Below are 11,795 nucleotides of genomic sequence, written 5' to 3' on the forward strand. Positions count from 1 at the left end.
TTTAAGCTAAAAATTTTAAGCTTGGTGTGCTATAATAATGTTACTTTCAAACAAAGGAGTATGCTATGAATATAAGCATTGTAGGAAGACAACTTGAGCTTACAGAGCCGATAAAAAGCTATATAGAAAACGCTTTTGAAACACTGGGAAAATACAATCTAGACATAATATCAGGCAGATGTGTTGTTTCAGCTGACGAAAAACAAGGCAAAAAAGGTTTTAATGCAGAATTTGCGTTGAATATGGCACATAAAGATACGATCGTTATCCGCCAAAAAGACAAAGACCTTTATGCGGCAGTTGATCTAGCAATAGATCGTGCATCTAAAGTTTTACGCCGTGAGCACGATAAAAAAATCACAGTTAAAGGCAAAGATGACGGCAAAGAAGTTCGCGCTCGCATAGCAGAAGAGCCTGTTGAGGGTGTAGACGAGATCATCCCTATGGAACTTGAGCTTTATAAACCGCTTGAGATCGAAGAGGCGCTTGAACACCTTAAAAATAGCGAAATGCAATTTTATGTATTTAACGATATTGACGCTAAAATGCGTGTGATATATAAAAGAGCCGACGGTAAATTCGGACTTTATTGATACTTCCTGGGGGCGGTTAAACGCCCCTTATTTACTACTTGTCAAACAATCTTTTTATAACTCTTACACTAAAACCAAACGAAACCAAAAGCAAAACATAAAAAACATAAGTCATGATAGGATTTGAAAGTTCGCTTGCATCTTTTATCTCTCGTATGGATATTATGTTTCTAAATTCATCAAGCAGAGCTATCCGCCAACCGTAAAATTTGACCTGAACTAGCTTTTGTTCACCCGCAAAACTTTGCGCTACGGCCTGCATATCGGCTGAGTTAAATTTAAAATAAAATGGAAATCCCCATCTTGTGTCTTCATTACGATAAGGCATGACCTTTGTGCTATTAGCCTCTTGTGTGTAGACAAAATACACATCTCTAGTTGGTCCGTCGGCAGGATTTGCCGTGCTTACAAGCCCATCTTTATCCATGCGTTTTACTTCTCCGCCGGTTATAAGAGCGTCATCATAGTGCGGAAATGCATAGTTTACTGCAACGGCTAACATAAAGTGAGCCAAAAGCGAAACAACTATGAAAGAAATTTTTGCCGATCTTTTTAAATTTTGCCCAAAATTCATAACAATCCTTTAAATTTTAGTGCATTTTACTATAGAATTCTTAATGCTTTTAACCTATCTTGTGCGGCTTTTGTAATATCTTCCTCATACTCGTAATACTCAAAAGTAGCACCATGCTGAACACTTCCGTCAAGAATATCGCCGCTTTGACGATTTTTAAGATCAAGCTCGGCTATTTTAAAGCCATCAAGAGTTTGAGCAAATTCTATAAGTCTTGAAGGCGTTTGCTTAAGCTTGGTAAATAAAAAACAATACCCATCGCCACCATTTCTTCCTACCCTGCCACGCAACTGATGAAGAGTAGCAAGGCCTAACCTCTCGGCTCCTACGATCAAAATAGTGCTAAGACGAGGCAATGAGATGCCGACCTCAACGATGGTTGTTGCCAAAAGCAGATCACCATCTTTTTTAAATTTAAGCAAAATTTCATCTTTTTGCTTGTCTTTGCCGTGCGTTATATATACATTTTTAAAATTTTGAAGCCAAAAATCACTCGCCTCACTTAAGCTTTGATAGTTTAACACCTCAGAGCTTTCAACTAGTGGATAGACGATCACAGCTTGACGATGGTTTGAAATTTCAGAGCGAAGATGTGCCATAAACGCACCAAAATCAGCACTTTTGATCACCTGTGTATGTATATTTTTTTTAAAAGGAATTTCTTTTAAAAAGCTATAGCTAACAAGCGAAGAGTTTATCATAGTTAAAGTGCGCGGTATCGGAGTAGCGGAAAACTGCACAAAAGTGGCACTCCTTTCACCGTCTCTAACGAGCTCCTCGACCTTGTTTCGTTGCGCAGAGCCAAAACGATGTTGCTCATCAACCATGACGAGCACAGATTTTGGCAGTTTTGTGTAGAGTAAAACATGTGTTCCGATGATTAGGTTTGCATTAGCTAGATCCGGCTCTTTTTCTCCACTTTTAACAAGCACGACATTCATAAAGTCCGGCAAAAGTCTGCATGCCTCTTCATAAAGTTGATTTGCTAAGATACTAGTTGGTGCCATCAAAATACTCTTGTTTGGATATGCGCTAAGTGCAGCACCTAAGATAACCAAAGTCTTGCCGCTACCAACGTCTCCCATAATAACTCGCCGTTTTGCCTGCGTGCTACTCATATCTTGTCTGATATCATTTATGGCGTTTAACTGGTCATTTGTCGGGGTAAACGGCAAATTTTTAAGCCACTCATTAATATCAAAAGGCTCAATTTTTTGATTTTTAAAGTATAGTTTTTTAGAATTTAGCTTTTTTATATAGTTAAAAATTTCAATAAATTTTATTACACGAGTGTCAACTTCGCCATTTTTTAGCGAATTTAGCAAAGATATACTATTTTCATCGCCGTTTTGGATAGCGACTAAAAATGAAATTTCATTTTCGTTTAAACCCTCGGCCCTTAAATTTTCGTTTGTTATGTATTTTTTGATTAATTTTTTTAATCTTTCATCTTTCATATCACGTCTAAATTTCGGACTTATGACGCCTGTTTTTGTGATGATTTTTGGATTAGTTATCTGCCATGCACCGTAAGCATAAGCACACGTCCCGTTTAAGATAAGCTCTTTATGTTGTTTAAAAGCACCGTAGTGCCAAGGTTTTGCGTGAAATATAACAAGCTTTATCTCACACTCCCAAGTTTGACAAAAGGCAGTTGCAATAAGCATGCCGCCACTTGCTCGTCGCAAGGTTAAAATTTCAGCCTCTACACAAACCACGCCTTGTCTTGGCGAGCTTGTTATAAAGCTACTTTCAAAGCTTTTAGGGAGCACCAAAGCTAGATCAAGCAAGCTATAAACACCGATCTTGGCTAGCTCTTCGCGCTCGTTTGCTTCAAATTTCATTTGCCGTCATAAAGCACACAAAAGCTAAGCTTGCTTATCTCGTCATGAGTGGCGATAAAGTCGTTTAGCTCCTTAAGACTAAGCGCTTCTATCTTTTTAAGCTCATCCATAAAAGAGCCTAATTTTTTACCTTGATAAAATTCACCCTCGGCTATACCAAGCCTACGAAATAACGTCTCAAGCCTTAAAGGAAGCGAACCTAGTAAAAATTTCTTCGCCTGAGCCAACTCGTTTTTGGTAGCGCCATGCTTTATAAATTTATCAAATTCACTTAAAACAACCGCCATGGCTTCATCTTTACTCTCATTTTTAGTTTGTAAATATCCATAAACTTGGGTGCTACTAAGGTTATAGACCCCGCGCGCATAAGCCGAGTACGCAAGCCCGCGTTTAACACGAATTTCTTCCATGATACGTGAACCAAAACCACTCTCGCCAAGTATAAACATCGCCACATTTGCTTTAAATCTCTCGTCCTGAATTACGTTAAACGGAGCTCCAAAATACACATACGCTTGCTCGCTTTGCTTTGTTATAAATTTCTTTTCACATTTATCGCTTGTTGTTAAAATTTCAAGCTCGCGTTTTTTACCAACTTCTAGTAAATTTAACGCATCTTTTAAAAGCCAAAGATCATTTTCGTTTACATCTCCGCCAAAAACGATAAATAAATTTCCAAGATCCATATGAGAGGATAAAAATTCTTTTATATCATTTAAACTTATGGCCTCTATGCTCTCTTTTGTTCCGATGTTTGGCATAGCTAAATTTGTGCCTTTATAAAGCAACTCATAAAGTCCACATCTTGCCACGTAGTCGTTATCGTTTGCTAAATTTGATATCTCACCAAATGTTGTTATCTTGCACTTATCAAGGCTTTCTTTGGTTAAATTTGGCTCAGCAAGCAACTCTGCTAGTTTATCTAGCGCAAAATTAAAATACTCTTTTAAGCAATTTATATCTATCGCCAAGGTTTCATAACCTGCACTTACTTCTAGGTTTATCGCCCTTGTTTCAAGCTCGCGCGCAAATGCTATACTCCCTTTGCTTTTTGTGCCTTCATTTAGCATATTTGCCGCAAGCCTAGCAAGACCGGCAGTTTTGTTCTCGCAAGCGCCAGCTACCTTAAAAATAAGCTTTAAGCTGGCTACAGCAAGGCTTTTTGAACTTTCAAAAACAACAGGGATATCTACATTTTTTACATTTAAATTTGTAACTTTCATCTAAAATCTCTCTAAGATGTCGTAATTTGTATTGCGTTTGGCAGGAATTTCACCTATATCACGGATTAGCGCGATCATCTCATCTTGACTCATCCTATAGCTAGCACCTGCTGCTTTCACAACATTTTCTTCCATCATTGTCGAGCCAAGATCATTTGCGCCAAATTTCAATGCAAGCTGTCCCACATAACTTCCTTGCGTAACCCAGCTGCTTTGTATGTTTTTAAAATTATCCAAAAACAGTCTTGAAACCGCAAGCAGTCTTAAGTAGCGATTTGAACTTTGCTTTTGAATTTGTGGATACTCTTGCATGAGTTTTGTATTAAGCCCTTGAAAACTCCACAATATAAACGCACGAAAACCGCCCGTCTCATCTTGTAAATTTCTTATGTGATCCCAGTGCTCAACTATCTCACGTGTAGTTTCTACCGTGCCAAACATCATTGTTGCGGTTGATTTTATGTCAAGTTTGTGTGCTTGTCTGTGCACATCAAGCCAAATTGCGGTGTCACACTTTCTAGGAGCGATGATATCTCGCACCCTATCGCTTAAAATTTCAGCACCCGCTCCCGGTATCGAGTAAAGACCTTTTGCTTTTAAGCGACTTAAAACTTCAGCTATCGTTATCTTTGAAATTCTAGCTATATAATCTATCTCAACTGCCGAAAATCCATGTATCGTAATGCTTGGATATTTTTTACTTATATACTCGACTAAATCCTCATACCACTCGATCTTAAGCTTTGGATGAACTCCGCCTTGAAATAAAATTTGAGTTCCGCCTATCTCTAATAGCTCCTCGATCTTTTTGCCGATCTCTTCAAAACTTAAAACATAAGCGTCTTCTTCTTTTGCATGGCGATAAAATGCACAAAATTTACAATCTACCCAGCATACATTTGTGTAGTTTATATTTCTATCGACGATAAATGTGGTAATCGCGTCTGGATGTAGCTCTTTTTTTCTAGCGTATGCCATACGTCCAAGCTCATGAAGCGGTGCGTTTTCGATAAGCCAAACCGCCTCGTCTATACTAAGTCTTTTCAATTTTACATAACCTCTTTAAAATTTTATGGTAGTTTATCAAAATTTTGCTGTTAAAACTCAAAAAACAACAAATTTTAAAGGGTGTTAATAAAATTTTTAAAAACAAACTATAGTATTCAAAAATTATTTTTACCAAATTTCAAAAAGGAAATATAATGAAAAATTTTGCCCTTATCGTAGTTGTAGCTACATTTTTAGTGGGTTGTGCTAACCAACCTAAAACCAACAATGCTAACGACCAAGTAAGCTACGGTACTTGTAAAGCCGGACAAAACTGCACACCTGTGATACAAAGTTGTGGCTGTCAAAGAGGCATGATGCAAAATCCCGCAATGCAAAAATAAATTTAAACCCTAAGCCCAAAATTCTTGGGCTATCCTTATTTCAACAACAAATTTCTTCTTAAATTTTTTATCGCTTAAATTATAAATTAACATTAGCTCTACTATAATACATCTTAATTTTTAAAATCAAAAGGAAAAATAATGAAAAAATTTAAGTTTATCACTCTTTTAGCAAGTGCTATTTTTATGGCTGGTTGTTCTAGTTTTAACCAACACATAGATGTTCCAAAGGGCGAGACTTGCACTATTGATGACGATAAAAACAAAGCACCAAAATGCAAGATCCAAAGCATTCCTGTAGCAGGAATTTATAAAGCAACTCTTCCTTGTGCTAGCTGCGAAGCGATAGAAACTACTTTAAATTTAAATGCCGACGGCTCTTTTACTTGCAAAATGACATATAAGGGCAACCAAGACTACACCGACTTGCAATACGGCAAGTATGAAATCGCCGGAGATATCGTAACAACAACTGACGAGTATAAAGAAAAAATGAGTTATAAATTTGACGGAACAAATTTGCACCTTTTAGACTTTGACGGCAATGTTGCAAAGGGCGAATTTAAGGACTTATATACATTTAAAAAGAGCAATTAAGCATAAAAATTTGGCTTGATTTTCGTTATGTTTAAGGAGCTGTTATGAGAAATTTTATAGTATTTTTAACGGTCATGCTCTTTTTGGGCTGCGCCGACAATACACCTCAAAAACCAACCCAACAAGAGCTACAAACCAAAGAGACAAAAACACAAGAAACAAATAAAAATCAAAAAAAAGAAATAAAGTCAAATCTCATTCTTTCAAAAGCGATATTTTCGACATATCACACCATACTTCCCTGCTCTAACTGCGAAGGGATAAAAACGATACTAACGCTAAACAAAGACAAAACTTACACAAAATCCATGCTAGAAATTTCAAAATCAGCCAATACTTACGAAGAAAAGGGGACATTTGACACCGAGGGTAAATTCTTGGTGTTAAAAAGCGAAAACGGCAAAACTTGCTACTTTGAGCCAAACAAAGAATCCCTCTTGCAATTAAACGATAACAAGCAAAAATTTGCTGGCGTCTTATCGCGAATTTACAGCTTTGAGCCTATAGATAAAGAGTATAAAAACGGCTTTTACGGTGAATTTTTTAAATTTAAGAACGAAAAAAGCTTTCAAAGCATAGTTATTAGCACCTATAAAAATGAAGCCAAAATTAACGTTTACTCATCTTTAAAGGCAAACGAACCCACATGTTCGCTTAGCGGTGAACTAAACTACAACAAAGGTGTGTTTTACTTTAAAAATAACGATGTTAGACTTAGCTTGCATAGGATCAATGATGATATATTTATCCTAAACCATACTCCAAATGCCAAAATTTGCAAAAGCGGCTATATAGCAGGTAAATACAAAAACAAACAAGATACCAAACAAAAATTCGGTAAATTTTTTATCAGTGAGCTTACCGAAGATATGAACCATGCCGATATAGTTAGAATTTTTGGCACAAAAAATATCCACAAAGATACAAATACAAAAAATAACTCACACATAATTTATAACGAGAAAAAAGAGCCGCTGTTTAAATACACTCTCTTAAACGGTATCATAACTCAGATAGACGTGTTGTCTTCGCAGTTTAAAACACCTGAAGGGATAAATTTAAACTCAAATTTCGAGCAGATCAAAAGTAGTCTTAAAATAGAAAAATTTGCCGTAAGTAAAAACCAAATTTCGCTTAAAATACCATCTCGCGACATGGTTATAAAGCTAAAAAAACCGCAAAATTTAAAGAAATTTATAAAACTTGAAGAGATACCAAACGATACTAAAATAGATCAAATTCTACTCATTTGGAATCAATAAATGAGGTATCTCACGCTTTTAAAGCAAGAAAGAAATTTCAGGCTTTTAAGCTTGGTGCAGCTTATATGTTATTTTGGAGTTTGGTTTTCGCATACGGGAATTTTTACTCTTCTTATCAGCCTTGACGCACCGATCTGGGCGATCACGCTAAGTGCCGCGATGGCTTATATCCCTGGAGTTGTTTTAGCGCCTTTTAGCGGTGTTTGGGTGGATAAATTTAGCGCAAAACCGATGCTTATCATCATCGCACTTATAGAAACCGTTACCGTTTTTATGCTGGTTTTTATAAATTCGCTTGATCTACTTTGGCTACTTTTGGTTTTGATTTTTATTAGAAACGGCACGGGCGGGATTTATTTTCAAGTAGAGATGAGCCTGTTTCCTAAAATTTTAAGCAAAGAAAACTTAAAGCTCGCAAACGAAATTCACTCCATAATCTGGGCAGTCGCCTATACTGCTGGCATGGGTATGGCTGGAGTTTATATACACTTTTTTGGCATCAAGAGTGCTTTTATACTTGATGGGGTTATTTATATTATTAGTTTTTACTTTCTTTTTGCACTCAAAATTCCAAATTTCAAACCAAAATTTGTAGAGCCGACATTTAAAATGCTACAAAGCGGGCTAATATACTTAAAACAAAATAAGCTCGTCATACACCTTATACTACTTCATAGCATAGTCGGAGTTACTGCCTACGACGCACTTGTAGCGCTTTTGGCGGACTATACATATGCAAACATCCTCTCTATCTCACTAGTCATCGGACTTATAAATGCATGTAGAGCAGTATCGCTTATGATTTCTCCGATAATACTTGGCAAATTTGCTAATAAAAAAACTCTACTGTATTTTTATATAGGACATGGGGTCGGGATAATCATCTGGGCGATCTTGCAAAGTAATTTTTATCTTGGGTTTCTAGGACTTTTGGCTGCCGGATTTTTCACGTCTACACTTTGGAGCTATACATATACTCTTTTACAACAAAACTGCGACGCTAAATTTTACGGAAGAGTGATAGCATATAACGACATGGTATATCTTGGCATAAGCGCGCTTGTCTCGGTTGCTATCGGGCTTTTATTTAGACTTGGAGTTGGCCTTGAGATCATAACGGCGCTTATGGGCATGGTGTTTTTTGCGGGGGCTTTTTACTATCACAAAATTTCAAAATTTTATGATATAAAATAACTCATATCATCTGATAATAAGGTGATCCGTGCACAAATTTCTTCTCATAAAGCGGTGTAAACGGCACAAGATCGGCATGTCCGGTATAAAGTCTACCGCCATCTTTTAAAAGTCTATGAAGTCTCTCAACACATTTTAATCTAAAATTATCATCGAAATATATCATCATGTTTCTTGAAAGTATCACATCAAATTTACCAAGTGAAAATATCGCATCGTCAAAGACATTCATGATCTTAAACTCACATTTAAAAGCAGGATCTTTTTTAAAGACAAATTTATCTCCGTCTTTTTTAAAAAATCTCTCTTTTTGATAATTATCAAGCCTATGCAAGCTTCTGCTGCTATATGTTGCACTTATGCAGTCAGATATAGCCTGTGAGTTTATGTCGATACCAACCACACTTAATGCGCCTGCTCCAAGAGCGTATTCGTGTGCTAGCATAGCAAGAGAATAAACTTCATCTCCGCTTGAACAAGGAGCACATAGTATCCTAGCACTACCAAGCTCTTTGACGTAAGATATCACTTCTTTTAGTTGAGGAAGTTCACGGTAAAAATAAGTCTCATTTACAGTGATTAAATTTAAAATATCCTGCCTTAGCTCTTTGTTATATTTTATAGAATTTACTATCTCTTTAAATGTAGGGATTTGTCTATTTTTAGCAAAAGTCTTTAGCCTTTGAAGGACTATCTCGCGTTTTGACTCAAGATCGACCCCGCAAAGAGTTTTTAAGGTATTTAAAAATTCATTAAACCCATCCATGTCGCTTGGCGCCACAAAAGAGGTATCGTAGTTTGTATTTATTAAATTTTGCTCGCTATTTCTCTTAAAAAACATTTAAAAATTCCTCAAGCTCTTTTTTTATCATACTTAAATTTAAAGATTTTGTATTTGGATTTAGCTCTTTAGCACGTTTTGGCATACCGTAAACTATTGCACTATCTTCACTTTCGGCGATACACTTGGCTCCTGCCTTATAAAGGTTGTTAAGCCCTATAGCCCCATCATCACCGATACCCGTTAAGAGTATAGCCATGACATTTAAATTTTTACAAATCCCAACCGCCGAGTTAAAAAGTACATCAACATTTGGCGTGTATATCGTTTTTGCATCGTGGTTTGGCTTTGCGTTTAGCGGGATGTTTTCTCCGATCATGAAATTTTGATCGCAGACATAAACTTTGTTTTTAAGTATGGTTTTTTCATTCAAAAGCTCCACATCCAGCCCACACTCTCTGCCTACTTGCGTTACGAACGACTGGATAAACATCTTATTCATATGTTGTGCGATAACTATACTAGTATCTGTTATTTTAATGTCTTTTAAAAGCTTTTTGATATGACCGGGACCTCCTGTAGAGGCTCCGATCAAAACTAATTTTTGAGCCATAATTAGCCTTTTAGTTAAATTTAAAATGCCCGCCTATCAAGTTCTAAATTCAGATAGTTTCGCATTTAGCGTATCTGTCATTTTATTTAGGTGTTCTGCGGCACTTGCGATCTCTTCGACGCTTCTCGCATTTTCGGTTGATATGGCTGTGATACCATCGATATTTTTAACTATATCATCGATATTTTTACCGGTATTTATATAATCTTGTATCGTCTTATCAGACATTCCGATAGCACTACTCATAACATCACTCATAACATTGATAGTCTGCTCAACATTGCTAGCAACATTTGTAAGCTCTTGAATTTGATGTGAGTTTTTACTCATTTGCTCGCTAGAGTCCGAGATCGCTTGAACGATAACATTAATAGTAGCATTGATCTCTGTTAAGCTCTTTTGTGTGCGCTCTGCTAGTTGGCGAACCTCATCGGCAACGACAGCAAAACCGCGTCCGTGCTCACCTGCACGTGCAGCCTCGATGGCAGCGTTAAGGGCAAGTAGGTTTGTTTGATCGGCGATATCGTTGATCACCACCAGAACTGATTTTACCTGCTCGGCATCTTTGCTTAATTGGTTTATCTTAACAGCCATTTCGTTTTCTACATGCGCGGTATTTACGATATCAGATGATAAAGTAGCGATCGCTTTGTTTGCCTCGTCAACATACTTAAGAGCTTTTTGTAAGTCGTCTTTACCGTCTTGAGCTAGCTGTATAGAGCCTCTCATGTTAGTTTGTATAGAGTTACAGTCTTGACTTGTTCGTGTAACAATAGTTGTTGAGTCTTCGACGCGCTTTCCTGTTTGAAGCGATGTTGAGCTTAGCTCATTTGCGATAGATGAGTTTTCGCTTGATAAATTTTTAGCATCATTAATTAGCACGCGAACTTTTTCGATAAAGTCGTTTATCGCGGCACTTGCTTGAGCGATCTCATCGTTGCCTTTTATCTCAAGCTTCCTGGTTAGATCACCGTCGCCGCTTGAAAGGTCACGAGCTTTATCGATTAATAAATTTAAAGGTTTGGTTATTGAAAATTTAGCATAAAGCATAGAAGCTATCAGAGCAATTATCATAACAACGATAGATGCTGTAACAAAGACTTTTAGACCGGCGATCATCTCATCTTTTAAGATTTTAACTTGCTCGCCGCCTATACGATATGCGTTTTCTAGGTCAGCTATAGCCATAAACACCATATCTTCGCCCGCTACATTTAGTTTTTGACTCTTACCAAGACGTCTGATATTTCCATTCTCGCCTGCAAAAGTAAATTGTACAAACTCATCAGTATTAACAAGTTTTTCTATATATCTTAATCCATTAACATCTGCAGCATGTATACGGCTTGTTCCGTTAAATTTCGGATTTCCCGGGTTTATGATAGCAATACCTTTTGTGTCATAGATAGAGATATAGTTTCTACCGCCCGCACCAAATCTAACTGCCCCTACATAGTCAAGTAGATCTTTTCTAAGAGTTTCCGTATCTAGCCCGTGTTCTTTATAGTTTTTTTCTATTTGTTTAACCATCGTAGCAGCGATAGCAAGTTCGCCCGCTAACTCAACTTGTTTACCACCGATGATAGAATTTATCAAGTCTTTTTCAACATGCTTAGCATTCATTTGATGTTCATAATAGCTTATGCTTACTAATGCAGCAAAAAGCAACAGTAGTGAAGATACGACCATAGCCGTGACTTTGGTTGAAATATTCATTTAACCC

Annotated in this window: 12 protein-coding genes; 5 read left to right on the forward strand and 7 right to left on the reverse strand. The window is 36.9% G+C overall.

The window, feature by feature from the left end:
* Positions 1–65 precede the first annotated feature (65 nt).
* Complete coding sequence (hpf, locus tag CCAL9328_RS00690; RefSeq protein WP_169936381.1) at positions 66–593, forward strand: ribosome hibernation-promoting factor, HPF/YfiA family; 528 nt, start codon at positions 66–68, stop codon at positions 591–593.
* Positions 594–627: 34 nt separating this feature from the next.
* Here the strand turns inward: hpf and CCAL9328_RS00695 are convergent, their stop codons facing one another.
* The 4 genes from CCAL9328_RS00695 to CCAL9328_RS00710 are packed head-to-tail and all read right to left on the reverse strand — an operon-like array spanning position 628 to position 5,281.
* Positions 628–1,167, reverse strand: coding sequence for a DUF1523 family protein (locus CCAL9328_RS00695; protein ID WP_169972131.1), 540 nt, complete (start codon positions 1,165–1,167; stop codon positions 628–630).
* A gap of 29 nt (positions 1,168–1,196) precedes the next feature.
* Positions 1,197–3,011 (reverse strand): ATP-dependent DNA helicase RecG, encoded by a 1,815-nt coding sequence (gene recG, locus CCAL9328_RS00700; protein WP_169999742.1) that lies wholly within the window; start codon positions 3,009–3,011, stop codon positions 1,197–1,199.
* On the reverse strand, positions 3,008–4,234 hold the full coding sequence (locus CCAL9328_RS00705) for a M16 family metallopeptidase (RefSeq protein WP_169999744.1): 1,227 nt from the start codon (positions 4,232–4,234) through the stop codon (positions 3,008–3,010). The genes recG and CCAL9328_RS00705 overlap by 4 nt, the downstream gene beginning before the upstream one ends.
* Entirely contained in the window at positions 4,235–5,281 is a 1,047-nt protein-coding gene (locus CCAL9328_RS00710) for a dehypoxanthine futalosine cyclase (protein ID WP_169936373.1), read from the reverse strand.
* Between the two features lie 155 nt (positions 5,282–5,436).
* Between CCAL9328_RS00710 and CCAL9328_RS00715 the strand changes: the two genes are divergently transcribed.
* From CCAL9328_RS00715 to CCAL9328_RS00730, 4 genes are all read left to right on the forward strand, one after another.
* Entirely contained in the window at positions 5,437–5,625 is a 189-nt protein-coding gene (locus tag CCAL9328_RS00715; protein ID WP_169972127.1) for a hypothetical protein, read from the forward strand.
* 141 nt (positions 5,626–5,766) lie between these two features.
* On the forward strand, positions 5,767–6,222 hold the full coding sequence (locus CCAL9328_RS00720) for a copper resistance protein NlpE (RefSeq protein ID WP_169999746.1): 456 nt from the start codon (positions 5,767–5,769) through the stop codon (positions 6,220–6,222).
* A 44-nt stretch (positions 6,223–6,266) separates the two neighbouring features.
* Positions 6,267–7,484, forward strand: coding sequence for a copper resistance protein NlpE (locus tag CCAL9328_RS00725; RefSeq protein ID WP_169999748.1), 1,218 nt, complete (start codon positions 6,267–6,269; stop codon positions 7,482–7,484).
* Entirely contained in the window at positions 7,485–8,678 is a 1,194-nt protein-coding gene (locus CCAL9328_RS00730; protein ID WP_169936366.1) for an MFS transporter, read from the forward strand.
* Between the two features lies 1 nt (position 8,679).
* On the opposite strand, the gene CCAL9328_RS00735 is transcribed toward CCAL9328_RS00730, so the two are convergent.
* From CCAL9328_RS00735 to CCAL9328_RS00745, 3 genes are read right to left on the reverse strand one after another with little or no spacing between them, the layout of a single operon-like run.
* The gene (locus CCAL9328_RS00735) at positions 8,680–9,519 is read right to left on the reverse strand and encodes a CheR family methyltransferase (protein ID WP_169936364.1); all 840 of its coding nucleotides are present in this window, start codon (positions 9,517–9,519) and stop codon (positions 8,680–8,682) included.
* Positions 9,509–10,072 (reverse strand): CheB methylesterase domain-containing protein, encoded by a 564-nt coding sequence (locus CCAL9328_RS00740; RefSeq protein ID WP_169999750.1) that lies wholly within the window; start codon positions 10,070–10,072, stop codon positions 9,509–9,511. Before CCAL9328_RS00740 ends, CCAL9328_RS00735 begins: the two co-directional genes overlap by 11 nt.
* Positions 10,073–10,108: 36 nt before the next feature.
* Complete coding sequence (locus CCAL9328_RS00745) at positions 10,109–11,788, reverse strand: methyl-accepting chemotaxis protein (RefSeq protein ID WP_169999752.1); 1,680 nt, start codon at positions 11,786–11,788, stop codon at positions 10,109–10,111.
* Positions 11,789–11,795 lie beyond the last annotated feature (7 nt).

It is taken from the genome of Campylobacter sp. RM9328 (assembly GCF_012978615.1).